Source organism: Mesorhizobium sp. M0016 (assembly GCF_040324035.1).
In the GTDB taxonomy this organism is placed as follows: Bacteria; Pseudomonadota; Alphaproteobacteria; order Rhizobiales; family Rhizobiaceae; genus Mesorhizobium.
On sequence record NZ_JAMYVM010000029.1, the window covers coordinates 49,744 to 67,916 of the forward strand.

Annotated in this window: 11 protein-coding genes and 1 tRNA gene; 10 read left to right on the forward strand and 2 right to left on the reverse strand. The window is 62.8% G+C overall.

Translation table 11 applies throughout. The features are described 5' to 3' along the window. The first annotated feature begins 244 nt into the window (after window positions 1-244). From NKJ88_RS28860 to NKJ88_RS28890, 7 genes are all read left to right on the forward strand, one after another. Window positions 245-1,672, forward strand: a complete 1,428-nt coding sequence (locus NKJ88_RS28860; protein ID WP_352446461.1) for a helix-turn-helix domain-containing protein — start codon at window positions 245-247, stop codon at window positions 1,670-1,672. A gap of 150 nt (window positions 1,673-1,822) precedes the next feature. Continuing rightward, window positions 1,823-2,722: a DUF2167 domain-containing protein gene (locus NKJ88_RS28865; RefSeq protein WP_352446463.1), complete on the forward strand. Its 900-nt coding sequence runs from the start codon at window positions 1,823-1,825 to the stop codon at window positions 2,720-2,722. 161 nt (window positions 2,723-2,883) lie between these two features. After that, window positions 2,884-3,837: a DMT family transporter gene (locus NKJ88_RS28870; protein ID WP_023669322.1), complete on the forward strand. Its 954-nt coding sequence runs from the start codon at window positions 2,884-2,886 to the stop codon at window positions 3,835-3,837. A 426-nt stretch (window positions 3,838-4,263) separates the two neighbouring features. Then, window positions 4,264-5,361, forward strand: a complete 1,098-nt coding sequence (locus NKJ88_RS28875; RefSeq protein ID WP_352446465.1) for a polyamine ABC transporter substrate-binding protein — start codon at window positions 4,264-4,266, stop codon at window positions 5,359-5,361. Between the two features lie 83 nt (window positions 5,362-5,444). Beyond that, window positions 5,445-6,584, forward strand: coding sequence for an ABC transporter ATP-binding protein (locus tag NKJ88_RS28880; RefSeq protein ID WP_023669324.1), 1,140 nt, complete (start codon window positions 5,445-5,447; stop codon window positions 6,582-6,584). A 9-nt stretch (window positions 6,585-6,593) separates the two neighbouring features. Then, a complete protein-coding gene (locus NKJ88_RS28885) occupies window positions 6,594-7,559 on the forward strand; it encodes an ABC transporter permease subunit (protein ID WP_352446467.1) in 966 nt (321 codons plus the stop codon). Further along, window positions 7,556-8,374, forward strand: coding sequence for an ABC transporter permease (locus tag NKJ88_RS28890; RefSeq protein ID WP_023669326.1), 819 nt, complete (start codon window positions 7,556-7,558; stop codon window positions 8,372-8,374). The genes NKJ88_RS28885 and NKJ88_RS28890 overlap by 4 nt, the downstream gene beginning before the upstream one ends. A 42-nt stretch (window positions 8,375-8,416) precedes the next feature. Here NKJ88_RS28890 and NKJ88_RS28895 read toward each other — a convergent pair whose 3' ends face one another. Next, the gene (locus NKJ88_RS28895) at window positions 8,417-10,270 is read right to left on the reverse strand and encodes an AsmA family protein (protein WP_023753890.1); all 1,854 of its coding nucleotides are present in this window, start codon (window positions 10,268-10,270) and stop codon (window positions 8,417-8,419) included. Window positions 10,271-10,633: 363 nt separating this feature from the next. On the opposite strand from NKJ88_RS28895, the gene NKJ88_RS28900 reads away from it, so the two are divergent. Then, window positions 10,634-12,598, forward strand: coding sequence for an acetoacetate--CoA ligase (locus tag NKJ88_RS28900; protein WP_023834053.1), 1,965 nt, complete (start codon window positions 10,634-10,636; stop codon window positions 12,596-12,598). Between the two features lie 265 nt (window positions 12,599-12,863). On the opposite strand, the gene NKJ88_RS28905 is transcribed toward NKJ88_RS28900, so the two are convergent. Beyond that, window positions 12,864-16,868, reverse strand: a complete 4,005-nt coding sequence (locus tag NKJ88_RS28905) for a PAS domain S-box protein (protein WP_023834052.1) — start codon at window positions 16,866-16,868, stop codon at window positions 12,864-12,866. A gap of 324 nt (window positions 16,869-17,192) precedes the next feature. Here NKJ88_RS28905 and NKJ88_RS28910 point away from each other — a divergent pair, with 324 nt between their 5' ends. Beyond that, on the forward strand, window positions 17,193-17,651 hold the full coding sequence (locus NKJ88_RS28910) for a phasin (protein WP_023834051.1): 459 nt from the start codon (window positions 17,193-17,195) through the stop codon (window positions 17,649-17,651). 346 nt (window positions 17,652-17,997) lie between these two features. Further along, window positions 17,998-18,074 (forward strand) — tRNA-His (locus tag NKJ88_RS28915). The last annotated feature ends 99 nt before the right edge of the window (window positions 18,075-18,173 follow it).

Genomic DNA, 18,173 nt, shown 5'->3' on the forward strand with positions numbered 1-18,173 from the left:
ACTCCAGATCAATCGATGCCAGTGTCTTGAAACGCCGCGCCCTGGGATGGTGTGCGTCGTCTGTGTGTGACATCATTTACATTGCGCCGCGACGAGAGCGAGGAAAACCGCCATTTCCGGTAGAAAATAAGAGAAAACCTGTGTTGTGTTTGACTGCTTGCCGCTGTAAATCTGTCATGATTGTAAAAAGATGGTGCGCCGTTCATCGCTCGCAAGTCGTGTAAATTCCTGTCAAGGAAAGCCGATGGCCGACCAGAAGATATTCGCCGGGCCGCGCATCCGCCGCATCCGCATCGCCAAAGGCCTGACCCAGACGGCGATGGCCGAGGGGCTCGGCATCTCGCCGTCCTATCTCAACCTGATCGAGCGCAACCAGCGGCCGCTGACGGTGCAGCTGATCCTGAAGCTGGCCTCTGTCTACAAGGTCGACCCGCATGAATTGCAGGGTGAGGCGAGAGGGTCGATCTCGGCCTTGAAGGAAGTGTTCGGCGACCCGCTGCTTGCCGGTGAGCTGCCGGGCGACCAGGAACTGATCGAACTGGCCGAGGCCGCCCCCAATGCATCGGCTGCGATGATAAAACTGTTTCGCGCTTACCGCGAGCAGGCCGAGCGGCTGTCCGATCTCAACGAGCTTCTGGTGCGCGAGGGCCGCGCCACGGCGCTGTCCGGTGCGCGGCTGCCGATCGACGAAGTGCACGAGATTTTCGAGCGCCGGCCGAACCATTTTGCAGCACTGGAGGAGGAGGCCGAGGCCTTCACCTCGATGCTCGACCCCGGCGACGATCTGTTCGGCGCGCTGAAGGCGTGGCTGAAGCGCGAGTATGGCATCGTCGTCAAGGTGCTGCCGGTCGCCACCATGCCGAACTGGCGCCGCCGTTATGACCGTCATTCGCAGCGTCTTTTTCTATCGGAGCGGCTGTCGCCGTTCGACCAGTTGCGCGAAGTCGCCATGGAGGCCTGCCTGATCCGCATGACGGTCGCTGTCGCCGGCGAAATTCAGACGCTGAAGCTCGGTACGGACGAAGCCCGTCGGCTCGCCCGCTTCGAGTTCGGCCGCTACGCCGCCAATGCCTTGATGATGCCCTATCAGGCATTTCATGCCGCCGCCGTGCGGGCTCGTTACGACATCGATGTGCTGCGCTCGCGTTTCGGCGTCTCCTTCGAACAGGCGGCGAACCGCCTGACCATGCTGCAGCGCCCTGGCTTGTCCGGAGTGCCGTTCTTCATGCTCGAGGTCGACAATGCCGGCAACCGCTTCCGCAAGGCCGGCGGCCAGGGCTTTCCGCAAAGCCGCTTTGGCGGCGGCTGCCCGAAACTGCCGGTCCATGCCGCTTTCGCTTCGCCTGGCCAGATACTGGTCGAGGCGGTGGAAATGCCCGACGGCGCCGAGTTCCTCTGCATCGCACGCACGCTCGAAGGGCCGCAGGGTTCGTTCTCCGAGCGTCCGCGCCGCACCGCGCTGCTGTTGGGCTGCGATATCGGCTTTCGCGACGAGATCGTCTATGGCGCCGGGCTGCCGGCAAAGGCCGGACAGGGCGCCGCCACGCCGGTCGGTCCTGCTTGCCGGCTGTGCGAACGCATCGGCTGCCTCGCCCGCGCCGAGCCGCCGGTGACCCGTCCGCTGGGCCTCGACGAGATGGTGACGGGCCTGAGCGCTTTCGATTTCCAGTGATGCTCTCGAGCTGGCCGTCCCGGAAGACTGGAGCTATTGGCCTTAAGCAATAGAGTGCGGCCCGAACCACCGCCGAACCAAATATTGATTAAGCATCGGCGCTGCGCTATCGAAAGGTGAGCCGCAGGGCAGCCAAGGGGGGGACGGCTTATGAACAGGAAAGCTTTGTGGCTTGGCGTGGCGCTTGCCCTTTTGGCGGGGCCTGTTCTGGCAGAAAAATCCTCGGAATTCTTCAAGGACTATCAACAGTATAGTGACGACGGCAAGGCATTCCTGGACAAAATCGATCCAAAGACCGGCGCGGTCGACCTTCCCGAAGGCATCCATCTCGATCTCAAGGACAAGTTCTATTTTCTGGGCAAGAAGGACGCGACGTCCGTCCTGACCGAGGCCTGGGGCAATCCGCCTGATACCGCGTCCGAAGCAATCGGCATGATCTTCCCGGCCAAGTACGAGCCCATCGCCGGCAACGGTTGGGGCATCGAATTGCGCTATGAAAAGATCGGCCATGTCGATGACGCCGACGCCGCATCCATCGACTACACCGAATTGCTGAGCAGCATGCAGGCGGACACATTGTCGGCCAACGATCAGCGGGTGAAGGACGGCTTTCCCCCGATCAAGCTGATCGGCTGGGCCTCGCCGCCGGTCTATGATTTCGTCCACAAGCGGCTGCACTGGGCCAAGGAACTGCAGTTCGGAGACGATACCGTCCACACGCTCAATTACGACGTCCGTTTCCTCGGCCGGGAAGGCGTCTTCGTGATGAGCTACATCGCTACGGTCGAACAATTGCCGGAGATCAAGCAGAGCCTGGACGAAGTGCTGGGCGTGGCGGACTTCAACACCGGCAAGAAATACACCGATTTTCTGCCAGGCACCGACACGGTCGCCGCGGTTGGCATTGGCGGCCTCATCGCCGGAAAACTCGCGGCAAAGGCCGGCCTGATTGCAGTCGCGCTCATCGCCCTGAAAAAGTTCGGCATTCTGCTGCTGGTGCCGTTGGCCGGTCTCTGGCGCTTTATCCGCGGCAACAAGAGCATGTCCTAGAAACGGCGGTGTTTGCCCGTATGGCTGCCGGTTGGCGGTGCGCCAAAGGGAATGCCGGGCTGGGTCACGTCCGGCGGTAGCCTATGCGCTAGGCGAATACGGCACGTTTCTGTCGTCCATTGTGCATCATGCCACCCCGAGATAGCCGACAGTCGCACCCCATGACCGATACCGCATCTTCTCCAATCGCCGCACCGCCGATCGTCTCGCCGCGCGAAGAGCGGGTCGGCTTGCTGCTGGTGTTCCTGTCGGCGCTGATGTGGAGCTTTGGCGGCACCATCGCCCGCTTCATCGACACCGCTGACAGTTGGACGGTGGTGTTCTGGCGCTCGCTGTGGGCGGCTGTGTTCCTGATTTGCTTCATGGCCTGGCGCGACGGCTGGCGCGGCATGTTGCGGCTGTTTCGCGACATGGGCCTGCCCGGCCTTGCCGTGGCCGTCTGTTTCGCCACGGCGTCGACGTGCTTCGTTGTCGCGCTCGCCTACACCACCGTTGCCAATATCCTGTTGATGCAGGCCGGTGTGCCGCTGCTGGCGGCATTGCTTGCCTGGGTGCTGTTTCGCGAACGCGTCGCCGTCGCGACCTGGGTGGCGATCGCCGCCGTCATCGCCGGCGTCGCCATCATGGTGTCGGAATCGCTCGACGGCGCCGTATCGCCCATCGGCGACGGGCTGTCGCTGCTGATCGCCGTCATGTTCTCGATTGCCACCGTCATCACCCGGCGCTTCGCCCATGTGCGCATGACGCCGGCGACGTGCCTCGGCACGATGCTGGCAGCGGCTTTCGCCGCATCGCAAGCCACGCAGTTTGCCACGTCGACCCACGACATGGCTTTCCTGTTTGCCTTCGGCGTTATCAATCTCGGCCTGGGCCTTGCCTTCTTCGCCACCGGCGCGAGGCTGGTTCCGGCGGCGATCGCAGCACTCCTCGGCACGTTCGAGCCGATCCTCGGACCGATCTGGGTCTGGCTCGTTCATGGCGAGGTGCCCTCGGTGCGCACCATCATCGGCGGCGCGGTGGTGGTCGCCGCGCTGCTCGTCCATATCGGGCTTGAATTCAAGCGCCAGGCGAGGCCTGCACGGCCGGGGACCACCGGCCTGCCATCGCCTAATTGACCCGCCTTTCCCTTAGTTGAGCCCGTCTTCCGTAATTACGCCCGTCTTTCCCCAATTAGCGAAGCCGCACGCCCTATTGACCGAGCTTCCCCGCGCGGGCCATTGACAACCTTGCTGCGGCACGGGCAGGCTGGGGGCACGGCAACAACAAGACAGGCTTATCTTGCCAAGTGTCCCCGCCGGTCGGACCAAGACCGGACCACAGCGTCGTATCCCTGCCCGCGCCACGGCGAAAGCCTCTGACTGCGTCAGCGCGCCCGCCATGCGGGCACACAGAGCCATGATCTGCCGCTTGTCGAACCGCCCGGATGGCGCCGGCAGTTCACGCTTGTGGCTGCCCGGAAAGCTCAATACTCTGAAGCAAATGCCCAATCGCGCTCGAACAGCGACGACTTGGCGAAGGAACACTCATCAAAGGAGAACAGCATGATCCGCAAAGCGCTCTGGCTTTCGGCAACCTCGGCATTTCTGACGCTTTTCGCCGTCGGCGGCCATGCCGAGGATCGCGTCGTCAACGTCTTCAACTGGTCGGATTACATCGACAGTTCGATCATTGACGACTTCGCCAAGGAGACCGGCATCAAGGTCGTCTACGACACCTTCGATTCCAATGAAATCCTCGAAACCAAGCTGCTTGCCGGCGGCAGCGGCTATGACGTCGTCGTGCCCAGCGGCAACTTCCTGGCGCGCCAGATCCAGGCCGGCGTGTTCCAGAAGCTCGACAAGTCGAAGCTGCCCAACATTTCCAACATGTGGGACACGGTTTCGGAGCGGACCGCCAAATACGATCCCGGCAATGAATACTCGATCAATTACATGTGGGGCACCGTCGGCATCGGCTACAACATCAAGAAGGTGCAGGCAGCACTCGGCACCGACAAGATCGACAGCTGGGATGTGTTCTTCAATCCCGGCAGCCTGGCCAAGCTGAAGGACTGCGGCGTCTATGTGCTGGACTCGCCGGCCGACATCATCCCGGCGGCGCTCAAATACCTCGGCCTCGATCCGAACAGCACCTCACCTGACGACATCGCAAAGGCCGAGGAGACGTTGCTGAAGGTGCGTCCGTATATCCGCAAATTCCATTCGTCCGAATACATCAACGCGCTCGCCAACGGCGACATCTGCCTGGCGGTCGGCTGGTCGGGTGACGTCTTCCAGGCGCGCAACCGCGCGGTCGAGGCCAAGCAAGGCGTCGAGATCGGCTATTCCGTGCCCAAGGAAGGCGCCCAGATGTGGTTCGACCAGATGGCGATTCCCGCCGATGCGCCGCATGCCGCCGAGGCACTCGAATTTCTCAACTACATGATGAAGCCGGAAGTGATCGCCAAGTCGTCCAACTATGTGCTGTACGCCAACGGCAACAAGGCTTCGCAGCAGTTCGTCGACAAGGCGCTGCTGGATGATCCGGCGGTCTATCCGGACGCCGAGACCTTGAAAAAGCTCTATACGGTCCAGCCCTACGATCCCAAGACCCAGCGCCTGATCACGCGCAGCTGGACCAAGATCGTCACCGGCCAGTAAGCAATGCGACATGGTCCCGGCAGCCACCTGCCGGGACCATTCTTCTCTGGGGCAAGAAGCAAAAAAATAGGACGGAGTGGGACATGAAATCGCTTGGCAGCATCCGCAGGGATTTCGCGCCATGGAACGACCCGAACGCCAAGCCATATATCCAATTCGAGAACGTCACCAAGAAGTTCGGTGACTTCACCGCCGTCAACAATCTGTCGCTGACCATTTTCGAGCGCGAGTTCTTCGCCCTGCTCGGCGCGTCGGGCTGCGGAAAGTCGACGTTGCTGCGGATGCTTGCCGGCTTCGAGGAGCCCACCGCCGGCCGTATCCTTCTCGACGGCCAGGACTTGCGCGGCATCCCGCCCTACCGCCGCCCGGTCAACATGATGTTCCAGTCCTATGCGCTGTTCCCGCATATGAGCGTGGAAAAGAACATTGCCTTCGGCCTCAAGCAGGAAGGCATGCCGGGACCGGATATCGAAAAGCGCGTCGCCGAGATGCTGAAGCTGGTGAAGCTAGAGCAGTTCGCCAAGCGCAAGCCGCACCAATTGTCGGGCGGCCAGCGCCAGCGCGTCGCGCTCGCCCGCTCGGTTGCCAAGCGGCCAAAAGTCTTGCTGCTCGATGAGCCGCTCGGCGCGCTCGACAAGAAGCTGCGCGAGGAAACGCAGTTCGAGCTGATGGACCTGCAGCAAAATCTCGGGCTCACTTTCGTCGTCGTCACCCACGACCAGGAAGAGGCGATGACCATGGCCGACCGCATCGCCATCATCGACAAGGGCGAGGTGATGCAGGTGGCGACGCCGGCGGAAGTCTATGAAGCCCCCAGTTCGCGCTTCGTTGCCCACTTCGTCGGCAATGTGAACATGTTCGAGGGCAAGGTCGCCGAGCGTGCGGCAAACACCACGCGCATTACCGGCGCGACAGGGGCCCAGATCGTCGTCGAAAACAGCACCGATACAAAGGCCGGTTCCGACATCGTCTTCGCCATCAGGCCGGAGAAGATCAAGGTGTCGTCGAAGAAACCGGCCGACGCAGTCAATGCGCTTGAGGGCGAGGTCTACGACGTCGCCTATCTCGGCGACATGACCGTCTACCACATCAGGCTGGATGACGGCCAGATCATCAGGGCAAGCGCGCTCAACGCTGCACGCGTCACCGATGATCCGCTGACCTGGAACGACCGCGCCTGGGTCTCCTTCCGGCCGGATGCCGGCGTCGTGCTGACACGGTAGGGGGCGGCCATGTCCAACATTGCACTCACCGACGCCGGTCCATCGGCCGCGGCCAAACCGTTCCTGACGCGGGTCGGTGCCGGCTTCGTCAGCCGGCTCGTCATCATCGTGCCTTATCTCTGGCTGCTGTTCTTCTTCTTCATCCCGTTCATCATCGTCTTCAAGATTTCGCTGTCGCAGTCGGCGATCGCCATGCCGCCCTACACGCCGGCGCTCGATTTCAGGGACGGCATGTCCGGGTTCTTTGTCCGCTTCCGCGAACTCAGCTTCGACAATTATGTCTGGCTAACGCAGGACGCGCTTTACGTCAAAGCCTACGTGACCAGCGTTATCATCGCTGCAGTCTCGACGATCCTGACCTTGCTCGTCGGCTTCCCGATCGCCTACGGCATGGCCCGCGCGCCGGCGACGATCCGTCCGACCTTGCTGATGCTGGTAATCCTGCCGTTCTGGACGTCGTTCCTGATCCGCGTCTATGCCTGGATCGGCATCCTCAAGCCCGAGGGTCTGCTCAATCAGCTGCTGTTGTCGCTGCACATCATCAATCAGCCACTGATCATCCTCAACACTTACACGGCGATCTTCATCGGCATCGTCTATTCCTACCTGCCATTCATGGTGCTGCCGCTCTATTCGTCGCTGGAAAAGATGGATTACTCGCTGATCGAGGCGGCAAAGGATCTCGGCTGCCCGCCGACATCAGCCTTCTGGAAGATCACGTTCCCGCTGTCGCTGCCCGGGGTCATCGCCGGCTGCCTGCTGGTGTTCATTCCAGCGGTTGGCGAGTTCGTCATTCCCGATCTGCTCGGCGGCTCGCAGACGCTGATGATCGGCAAGACCTTGTGGAATGAATTCTTCGCCAACCGTGACTGGCCGGTGTCGTCGGCCGTCGCCGTCATCCTGCTGCTGCTCCTGATCGTGCCGATCATGCTCTTCCAGCAGGCCCAGGCGCGCGCCCAGGAGCAGGACAAATGAACGCCACCTGGAGCCGCTTCAACGTCACCTCGGTCGTGCTGGGCTTTGCCTTTCTCTATCTGCCGATCGTGCTGCTCATCGTCTTCTCCTTCAACGAGTCGAAGCTGGTCACCGTCTGGGGCGGCTTCTCGACCAAATGGTATGCCTCGCTGTTCCACAATCAGGGGCTGATGGACGCCACCTGGGTGACCGCGCGTGTGGGTGTCATCTCCGCCACTGTGGCAACCGTGCTCGGCACGCTGGCAGCACTGACCTTGACCCGCTACACCCGCTTCCGCGGCCGCATCCTGTTTTCCGGCATGGTGTTTGCGCCGCTGGTCATGCCGGAAGTCATCACCGGCCTGTCGCTGTTGCTGCTGTTCGTTGCCGTCGGTCTCGACCGTGGCTTCCTGACCGTGACGCTTGCTCACATCACCTTGACCATGTGCTTCGTGGCTGTCGTCGTGCAGTCGCGCCTGGTGTCGTTCGATCGTTCGCTGGAAGAAGCTGCCTTGGACCTCGGCGCAACGCCGGTAAAGACCTTCTTTCAGATCACGCTGCCGGTCATCATGCCGGCCATCGTCTCCGGCTGGATGCTGGCCTTCACCCTGTCGCTTGACGACCTGGTCATCGCCTCCTTCACCTCCGGGCCTGGCGCCACCACGCTGCCGATGAAGATCTACAGCCAGGTGCGTCTCGGCGTGACGCCGGAAATCAACGCCGCCTGCACCATCCTGATCGCCGTCGTGGCGGTAGGCGTCATCATCGCTTCGGTCGCCAACAAGCGGCGTGAGGTGCAACGCCAGCTCGACGAACAGGCCGCGCAGCGCGGTTGATTGCGTCAAACGAGGGATAGGGCGGTCCCGGTAAGGGTCCGCCTATTCGCCTGAGACGCCGCGGCTGATCGGCGAGATGAACGGCGTGCTCCAGGTGCCGCCGACGAAGAATGACGACTGGTTGGATCCCTGCTGGCCATTGACCGGTGCCGCTGCCGGGTCGGCCTGGGTGACACCCCCCGAAAGCGCCAGCCCGCGTCCGCCGTAAGAGGCGATGCCGGACAGCCAGACCTTGTATTTCGCCGAATTGGCCTCGGCCTTGTCCAGCCTTGCCACACCCTTCGAGATGGTGGCCTTGAGCTCGGCGCCGTCCATCGGCAGTGTCCCGTCCGAGACGTCGTCGAGCGCGAAGAAGCCGCCCTGTTCCGTGTGCTTCAGAAATGCCGGCAAATTGAGCCCGCTCAGCGCGCCCGGCCCGAACGTCGCAGAGACCGAGCCGTCGGCGTTCTCGAAGATCGAGTCCCAGGATTTGCCCGGCCCTTTGAGAATGACCGAGACAGTGCCGGTGCTGGCCGGCACCAGCCGCGTCATTCCGGCCGCGGTGCCGAAAGCGGCGCCGTCAATGTCGGAGGCGAGCAGCCGGATCTCGACCTGCGAGCCCTCCGGTTTACGGTCGAAACGCAGGCTGCTTTGCACGTTGCCGCCAAAGGCCGACGCATCGGAGATATCGAAGACGGCAAGCCCGTTCTTCACCTGCGCCGTGGCGGCGACGTCGGCAAGCTGGATTGCGCCGGCCGAGGCATGCGCCGCTGACAGCCTCAGATCGAGATTGATCCGGTCGGCGAAGCTGGTGTCGATTTCGCCGGGACCGGTCTCGCCGGTCGGCGCCAGCGGCGTGAAGGCCGAAAACAGCGACCTGAGGTCGAGCGTGTCGAAGGCGAGTGTGCCTGATATCACCGGCAAGGCGTCGCCGAACGAAAAATCCAGCGCCCCCATTCCCGGGTTGTTGTCGAGCGTCACCGCGGTGTTTTCGAATTTGACGCGGCCGGCGGTCGCCGTGATCTTGCTCGAAATCGAGACCGAACCGATCGCCGTACCAGGAGCAATGCCGGCCTGCGACCATTCCAGCACGCGCCGCAGCGAGGGCGCGGCGAATTTCGCCTGGCCATCGAAATAGGCGTTTTGCGACATGCTGGCCGTGCCGTCGAACGAGAAGCTGGCCGGCGCTGCCTTGAACGAAAACGTGACCGGTGCGGCGCCGCCGGCAAACAGCACCAGCGGCTTGGGCGAGGCGGCATCGACGGTGACGCTCTCGCCGCGCCAGATTCCGGTCGCCGACAAGGTCGCGTTGCTGTTCATCGCTGCCCAGCTCGCCTGGCCGGACAGGCTGGTCAGCAATTCGACGTCCTTGCCGCCGACGGAGGCGACCATGCGGCCGTCCCTGAATTCCACGGTGCCGAACGGATCGGCGGGCAGCTTGCTCAGATCCGGCTTCGTCGGATCGGCGTTGACCACGCCGCGCGCCGTGTCGATGGAGCGGGTGATGCGTCCGCCCGTTGGTATGGCGGGCAGGAATATGCCGTTTGCGGCGCGCTGGACCCGGATCGTCGGCCGCACCAGCCGCGCCGTCGAAAACACCACATCGCCCTGCAGCGCCGCCATGGCCGAAAGGTCGACCTCGACCCGTTCGGCCTCGATCACCGGCGGCGCGTCGGTCTCGGTCCACTGCGACAGCGTGACGTCGCTCAGTATGGCGCGGAACTTCGGCCACACCTCGATGCGCGGCGAACCGGCGATGGTGACCCTGAAACCGCTCCACGCGCTCATTTCCCAGGCGATGCGATCGCGCACGATCCGGGTCGAGGCAAACAGCGGCAGAGCGGCGACGACCAGCGCGATGACGAGCACGGCAACGCCGATCGCCCATATTCCGCGCCGGATCAAAGGTGATGGCATATTGCCCCGGTTGCTTTCATTCCGATAACGCCTGACGGGTGTAACCGCCAGTCGTCACCACGCCTTCCAGCCGTCACTACGACTTAGGGCTGAGGCATTTCAAGTCTTTATGGCCCGGCGATGGCAATTGCGCACATATGGCCGAGTTTAGCGGAACAAAATCTTGCTCTGCCGCACGGTGGTAGGCATAAGCGATGCAGCTTCAGCCTGCTACGAGGCGCGGCGTTTTTGGGGCAGCGACGCCTGTAAAGCTGAGGCTAGTGCATGTCGCCCGGAAGAGTGCAGCGGTTCCGGGACAACGACGTGCATCAAAACAAAAGCATATCTATCTTGCGACGCGACGGGCTTCAAGGAGGATCGATCATGGCTGCCGAAGCACCGCTCTGGACCCCGACGCAAGACCAGATCGACGCAGCACCACTGACCGCGTTCATGAAGGCAGCAGCGGCCAAAAGCGGCACATCCTTCGCTTCCTACGCCGAACTGCACCGCTGGTCGGTCGAGGATCGCGAAGGCTTCTGGAGCCTGCTGTGGGACTTTTGCGGCATTGTCGGCGACAAAGGGACCGATGGGACGGTGCTCGTCGATGGCGACAAGATGCCCGGCGCATCGTTCTTTCCCGATGCGACACTGAACTTCGCCGAGAACCTGCTGAAGAAGACCGGTTCCGGTGACGCGATCGTCTTTCGCGGCGAGGACAAGATCGAGCGGCGGCTGTCGTGGAGCGAACTGCACCAACTGACCTCGCGCTTTCAGCAGCTTTTCCTGTCGCTCAAGGTGAAAAAGGGCGACCGCATCGCGGCGATGATGCCCAACATGCCGGAAACCGTCGCCGCCATGCTGGCGGCCGCCTCCATCGGCGCGGTCTGGTCGTCCTGTTCCCCCGATTTCGGCGAGCAGGGCGTGCTCGACCGTTTCGGCCAGATCGAGCCGGTCATATTCATTGCGCCGGACGGCTATTGGTACAATGGCAAGGCAATCGAGGTAGCCGACAAGATCGCTGCCGTTGCGGCGAAGCTCGAAACCGTCCGCAAGGTCCTGATCGTCGACTATCTCGGTACCTCGCGCGATATCGCAGCGATCATCGACAAGGCCGTGGCGCTCGAAGAGGCGCTGTCACCCTTTACCGCCAAAGCGGTCACGTTCGAGCGGCTGCCGTTCGCGCATCCGCTCTACATCCTGTTCTCGTCAGGTACCACCGGCATTCCCAAATGCATCGTCCATTCGGCCGGCGGCACGCTGGTCCAGCACGTCAAGGAACACCGGCTGCATGCCGGGCTCGTCGAAGGCGACCGCTTCTTCTACTTCACCACCTGCGGCTGGATGATGTGGAACTGGCTGGTGTCGGGCCTGGCCTCGGGCGCCACGCTGCTGCTCTATGACGGCTCACCCTTCCACCCCGACGGCAATGTGCTGTTCAGCTTCGCCGATGCCGAGAAGATGACCTTTTTCGGCACCTCGGCCAAATTCATCGATTCCGTACGCAAGGCCGGGCTCAAGCCTATCCGCAGCCATGATCTGTCGAGTGTGCGGGCGATTTCCTCGACCGGCTCACCGTTGTCGCCGGAGGATTTCCGCTTCGTCTTTGACGGCATCAAGAAGGACGTGCATCTGGCCTCGGTTTCCGGCGGCACCGACATCGTCTCCTGTTTCGTGCTCGGCGTACCGACGCAACCGGTCTGGACCGGCGAGATCCAGGGTCCCGGCCTCGGCCTTGCTGTCGATGTATGGGACGATGACGGCAAGCCGATCCGCGAGCAAAAGGGTGAGCTGGTCTGCACCAAGGCGTTTCCGTCGATGCCGATCGGCTTCTGGAACGATCCTGAGGGCAAGAAATACCATGCGGCCTATTTCGAGCGCTTCGACAATGTCTGGTGCCACGGCGACTTCGCCGAATGGACCGCGCATGGCGGCATGATCATCCACGGCCGTTCCGACGCGACGCTCAATCCGGGCGGTGTGCGCATCGGCACGGCGGAGATCTACAATCAGGTCGAACAGATGCCGGAAATCCTTGAGGCGCTGTGCATCGGCCAGGATTTCGACAATGACGTCCGCGTCGTGCTGTTCGTGCGGCTGGCCGCCGGCGTGACGCTGGACGAGGATCTGGAAAAGCGCATTCGTTCCAAGATCCGCAGCGGCGCCAGCCCGCGCCACGTGCCGGCAAGGATCGTCGCCGTCAGCGACATTCCGCGCACCAAATCGGGCAAGATCACCGAGCTTGCAGTGCGCGACGTGGTGCATGGCCGCGCCATCAAGAACAAGGAAGCGTTGGCCAATCCAGAGGCGCTGGAGCTGTTCAGGAACCTGCCGCAGCTGGCTGAGTGACGCGGCCGGGATGGTTAACCAGATATGTCGGTCGAATTTACCTAGATTTCATGAGTGGTACACATTCGTAAATTTTTTGGACGGCCGGTAAGGAGTTGTTAAGGCCCGGCGTCGATAGTCGCACGTAACTTGAGGGAGAAATCCCGTTCCTCGTCCCCTGAGGATCAGATTCGCTCAAGCCCCCGTTGTGACAGCAAATCCCATTTAAGGCGTCCTGTTGGACGCCTTTTCTTTGTCCGGGATTCTCGCCCGGGAATGGCCGGCTCTATTCGGCCAGCACCCGCGTCGACGGGAAGGCGACCTCGACCAGCGTCCCTTCGCCCGGCGTCGAGGTGATGGTGAAGCGGGCGCGGTTGGCTTCCACCATCGCCTTGGTCAGCGGCAGGCCGAGACCGGTGCCGTCGCCACGCCCGCGCTTCAGCGCATTGATCTGCTTGAATGGCTTCAGCGCCTGCTCGATCTCGGCATGGCTCATGCCAATGCCGGTATCGCGCACCCGCATGACAACGTCGCCGGAGGTTTCATAGGCGGTCGACACGATCACCTGTCCGCCGGCTTGCGTATAGCGAATGGCGTTGGACAGGATGTTGAGCGCGATCTGGCGCACGCTTCTGAGGTCGGCGACGACTTCCGGCAGTCGCGAGGCGAAGCTGGAGCGAATGATGACACGCTCGCGGTTGGCCTGCGGCTGCATCATCGCCACCGTCTCGGCCAGCGTATCGTTGAGCGACACCGCCTCGTAGTCCATTTCCTGCTGGCCGGCCTCGATCTTCGAAATGTCGAGGAGGTCATTGACGAGATCGAGCACATGGTTGCCCGAGCGGTTGATGTCTCTGAGATAGTCGCGGTAGCGGTCATTGGCTACCGGGCCGAACTTCTCGTCCACCATCAGCTCGGAAAAGCCGATAATGGCGTTGAGCGGCGTGCGGATCTCGTGGCTGATGCGGGCGAGGAAATCGGTCTTCTGCGAGGAGGCGCGCTCGGCCACCGCGCGCGCCTGGGTCAGATCCTCTTCGGCCCGCTTCCACTGCGTGATGTCGCGCACCACGGCGCAGAAGCCGCTGTCATTGGGCAGCCTGCCGATGGTCATGAACAGCGGGATGAAGCGCCCTTGCGCCTCGCGCCCGATCACCTCGCGGCCATCGTTCATCACACTCGCCACGCCGGGCTCGGACAGGCCGTTCAGATAGTCGCGCGCCGCGCGCTGGCTTTCGATGGCAAACAGGGAGGCGAACGGTTTACCGGTGACGTCGTCGCTGTCGAAGCCGAACAGCGCCTCGGCCGGCCGGCTGATCGAGCGGATGTCGCCGTCGCGGCCGATCAACACCACACCATCGGTCGCGGTGTCGATGATGGTGCGCATCTCGGCAATGCGCGCTTTGAGTTCGGAGACATCGGGCTGCGTCTGCTCGTCGGCTGCGAGATGCGCAACCATCGGCGGCTCGTTGTCGCCGGTACGTCGCACCACCAGCATCAGCGCCTTGCCGGCGCGCCACGGCACCGAACGCAAAATGGCTTCGATCGGAAATTCCTGGCCCTCGCGCGTCTTCAGTTTGAGTGTGTGGTCGCTTTCGCCGGCCATTTCTGAATAGGGATCGGCAAACAGCGCGTCGAGCCCGCCGGCGTCGCTCAGGTCCTCAAGCGTGTCATAGCCGGTCAGGCCGAGGAATTCCTCATTGGCGTAATGAAGCTCGTCGCCCGAATGGATGAGCAGCGGCACCGGCAGCTTGCCGAGGATCGACGTGTCAGGGGCCTTGTGTTCATCTCCGGCCGAGAATGCCGAAGGCATGAACCCCTCAAGCTTGAGCGGCGGCACTTTCAGGCGCTGTGGTTCTGCCGGCACTGTGTCCGCATCGCCGGCCTTGTCCCCGTCTTCCACGGCGGAATCGGTCGCCTCGTCGGACGGCGCCCAATCCTCATTGTCCTCGGCATCGCGGAAGTCGGCCGACGTCATGCTGTCGTCTTCACCGGCATTGGCCGGCGTCTCGGCAACAACCGGCTGTGGCTCTGCGGCCTCGACGATCTCTTGGGCTTGCGTATCATCCGGTTCGGAAGCCGGCGCAAGTTCGTCGTTGGACGACGTTGCTTCCGTACTGTCTTCGGTGACGGAGCCTGGTTCGGGATCGGCATAGTCGAGCAGGGAGCGCGACACTGTCGGCGCCTTCGCCTCGCCTGCTTCGCTGTCCGCAAGGCCGTCGTCCGGCTGCTCGCCGTCAAGCCGCGTCAGGTCCTTTTCGTCCTCGGCATCGCTTTCCGGCGGTTCGGCCACAGCCGTTTCGCTTTCGGGTGCGGCTGCCGATGGTTCAGCCACGGCAGCCGGACCGGCTTCGTCCGGACTCGAGACCTCGGCGGGTTGTCGGGCTGGCGCGGCTGTTTCAGGCTGGTCCGCCTCGACATGATCCGGCTTGGGCTCATCTGCCTTGGCCTGGTCTGGCGTTACCTGATCCGGATTGGCCGGTTCGGCCTGCTTGGCAGTCTCCGGCTGCTCCGGCGGGGGATTGTCCTTCTTCAGCCGCTCGCCGATTTCGCGGAAAGCGCTGCGCTCCAGCGTCGACAGGCCCCTCTCGCTTGTCGGCTGCTTGTCGTTGGCGGGCTGCCGATGCTCGGCCAGCCGGATGACCTTGTCGGCAAAACGACGTTCCTGCTTCGGCACGATGGTCAGTGCCGGCACTTCGCCCTCGAACGGATCGGCCGCCTTGGGAGCTTCCGCCACGGGCTGTTCCGGGGCCGGCTCGGCTGCTGCCGGTGGCGCGCCATTGGGGACCAGCGCCATGCCGATTGCTTCCGGATCGACCACCGCATCGCCGGCGCGGGCGACGCCGAAACCACGAAAACCTTCGAAGGCGCGGCTGCGGCCATAGACAGGCAGTGCTGCCAGATCGACCGGTATCTTCAGGTCGGAGCCGGCAACCGGCCACAGTACCGAGCGGCCCGACCAGGTGTCGCGCCGTTCAAGCAGGCCCGCGATCTCGCCCGAGGCGTCGAGGCCGAAAGTTGTCGCGACGTCCTTGAAGCGGCGCCCGATCACGTCGGCGGCGGCTTTGCCGACAATGTCGCCGAATTCCGGCGACAGCGCGCTGAACTTGCCGTCGGCGTCGGTGCGCCAGACGAAGCGCAGCGGCGGCGCCGAGCGGTCGACCTCACGTTTGGCGGGAGGCGTAGCCGGTGGGGCTGCGTCAGACGGCAGGGCGGGCGCAGCGGCACTGCTGTCCAACTGCGCACTCTCGGCCGGGGAAACAGAGTCCGGCTCGGCCTGCGCCGGGCTGTCCGGCTCGCCCGCCTGCGGCTCTTCACCGGCATGGAAGTACCAATGATCATGTTGCGCCGGCGCGCTGTCATTCGCCGCCTGCTCGCGGCCGGTCGTCTGCTCGCGATGGTCCGCCTTTGTATCGGTTGACGCCGAAGCATCATGCTCGGTGGCAGCCGGACCTGTCTCCCCGACATCAGGCGCGGCCGCGAGTGGGGCGCCCTGATTCCCGCTTGCGGTGGGGTGGTCAGCCACCGCATCCACCGTTACCGCGTTCTCCGCGGCGGCTTGCGCCGGGCCATCGTCGACCTGCGCTGCAGCAGGTTCGGCATCCAGCTCGCCGACAGGATTTTCCTCGCCGAGCTGATCCTCGTCGATGACCACCAGCAGATGCCTGGACTCGGTCAGGCGCGCGAAGCCGGCCGGATAGGACGTGGCGCCGCCGGGGACCAGCCGCTTGACGATGCGGTCGTCCTGGCTCGCCACGTCGGCGACAAGCGCGGCCAGCGTCTCAGGCCGGATGGCGAGCGCGCCAAAGCCATCCGAAGCCGCCTCGACAGTGCCGGCGGCGTCGACAAAGGCGATGAAATGGCCGTCTTCGGTAAAGCCGCTGATGGCGCGGGCCGCAATGTCGGCAGCACTGCGCGAGCCGGCCTGCGCTGCCGGCACCACCAGCATAATGGCGCTTTCGCCGTCCGGCATAGTCACCGCACTGGCCAGGAAGCCGACGGCGCGGCTGGTGATGCCGGTCGCCAGCCGTACCGTAATGGCGCGGTCGCTGCCGATCTGCGGGAAGCCCGCGGTCGCCATGATCTGGCGCCTGGCGATCAGCGGCAGCTGAGCCGAGGCGCCGATGATGGCCTCGATATCGGGATAGCCGAACACCGCAGCGCCCGGGCCGTTGGCCCAGATCACCTGTTCGAGGTCGGCCGACAGAATCGCGATCGCGTCGCCGGCGGCGAAGCGCTGGCGAACCGCATCAAGCACGGTGACATCGAGGAAAGAGTAGTTCTCGGAAGGCATGCGCTTGGCGGACCCTTTCGGTGAAACCTCTTGGCGAACCCCTCTTGGCGAACCTACAAGGCGGGCAATTTGCAGTTAACGCTTTGTTAATAAAAGCCCGCGCGGCGAAGGTCCACAAGCCATGGCGGGAAGCAGGTGGAATCTCTGGCCACTTGGTTAACAGCCTCTCGGAATGTCCCTGGATAACCTCTTGGGTGACGCATGGGAAGAAATTTATGGTGCACTGCAACAAACATATTGCATCGCACAAAAAAACCGCTATATTGCCATCATACATGAACGAGACGGCTTTTTGTCAAAGCCGCTACCCCGAAAGGATGGAAAATGACCAAGGCCAAGACCGCTGAGACCATCGAAAGCGTCGAATTCCCGAGCTTCGACGCTTCCAAGGCAACCGACCAGATCCGCGCTTTCGCCGAAAAGGGCGTCGAGCAGTCGAAGGAAGCCTACTCCAAGCTGAAGACCGGCGCCGAAGAGACCCAGAAAGTCCTGGAATCGACCTTCGAGACTGCCAAGACCGTTTCCAGCGACCTGTCGCTCAAGACCATCGCCGCTCTGCGCGCCAATGCCGAAGCCGGCTTCTCGCATCTCGAGGCCCTCATCGGCGCCAAGTCGCTGTCGGAAGTGGTCGAACTGCAGACCGCCTTCCTGCGCAAGCGCGTCGAGACCACGGTCGAGCAGGCCAAGGACTTCCAGGCTGTTGCTTCGAAGGCTGCCGAAGACGTCTCCAAGCCGGTCAAGACCGCTTTCGAGAAGGCCCTGAAGGACATCAAGGCCGCCTAATAATTGCGCACAACTCTGCGATGCATCAAAACGTCGCATTTCGTCAGACAAATAGGTGTGCGATAGAGTTGTCCAAATGAATACCCGGCGAGTGGAACCTCCTCCCTCTGCTCTCCGGGGTGACCAGCCAGCACCTCCTCCCGCTGGCTCGTAACAGGAAAAGGCCGGCACCTCCTCCCGCCGGCCTTTTTCTTTTGCCGAAGAAACCGGCGCCTGTTGGCGGAACCGGCTTTGCCTTATCAAAGGCCTTGAATTAGTCTCTGATAGACCGTATTGGACGCATCGCCGAACGACAGAGCGGATCTCGGAGAATGAATTTTCACCACGATCTGGCTCAGGCGAACGTGCCGTTGTAGCTCAGATGGTTAGAGCGCCGGATTGTGGATCCGGAGGTCGCTGGTTCGATCCCAGCCAACGGTACCATCGAATTTCCGAATAAGTGTTTGAATTCATTGGCAAATTTCGGCGAAAGGTTGGGTAGTGTCTCAGTTTGAAATTTCGGCCGCGCTTGTCGCGGTCCGG

Excerpts from the sequence above, each read along its gene's own strand:
- NKJ88_RS28860 (WP_352446461.1), top strand. The coding sequence starts at position 245 with ATGGCCGACCAGAAGATATTCGCCGGGCCGCGCATCCGCCGCATCCGC.
- NKJ88_RS28865 (WP_352446463.1), top strand. The coding sequence starts at position 1,823 with ATGAACAGGAAAGCTTTGTGGCTTGGCGTGGCGCTTGCCCTTTTGGCG.
- NKJ88_RS28870 (WP_023669322.1), top strand. The coding sequence starts at position 2,884 with ATGACCGATACCGCATCTTCTCCAATCGCCGCACCGCCGATCGTCTCG.
- NKJ88_RS28875 (WP_352446465.1), top strand. The coding sequence starts at position 4,264 with ATGATCCGCAAAGCGCTCTGGCTTTCGGCAACCTCGGCATTTCTGACG.
- NKJ88_RS28880 (WP_023669324.1), top strand. The coding sequence starts at position 5,445 with ATGAAATCGCTTGGCAGCATCCGCAGGGATTTCGCGCCATGGAACGAC.
- NKJ88_RS28885 (WP_352446467.1), top strand. The coding sequence starts at position 6,594 with ATGTCCAACATTGCACTCACCGACGCCGGTCCATCGGCCGCGGCCAAA.
- NKJ88_RS28890 (WP_023669326.1), top strand. The coding sequence starts at position 7,556 with ATGAACGCCACCTGGAGCCGCTTCAACGTCACCTCGGTCGTGCTGGGC.
- NKJ88_RS28895 (WP_023753890.1), bottom strand. The coding sequence starts at position 10,270 with ATGCCATCACCTTTGATCCGGCGCGGAATATGGGCGATCGGCGTTGCC.
- NKJ88_RS28900 (WP_023834053.1), top strand. The coding sequence starts at position 10,634 with ATGGCTGCCGAAGCACCGCTCTGGACCCCGACGCAAGACCAGATCGAC.
- NKJ88_RS28905 (WP_023834052.1), bottom strand. The coding sequence starts at position 16,868 with ATGCCTTCCGAGAACTACTCTTTCCTCGATGTCACCGTGCTTGATGCG.
- NKJ88_RS28910 (WP_023834051.1), top strand. The coding sequence starts at position 17,193 with ATGACCAAGGCCAAGACCGCTGAGACCATCGAAAGCGTCGAATTCCCG.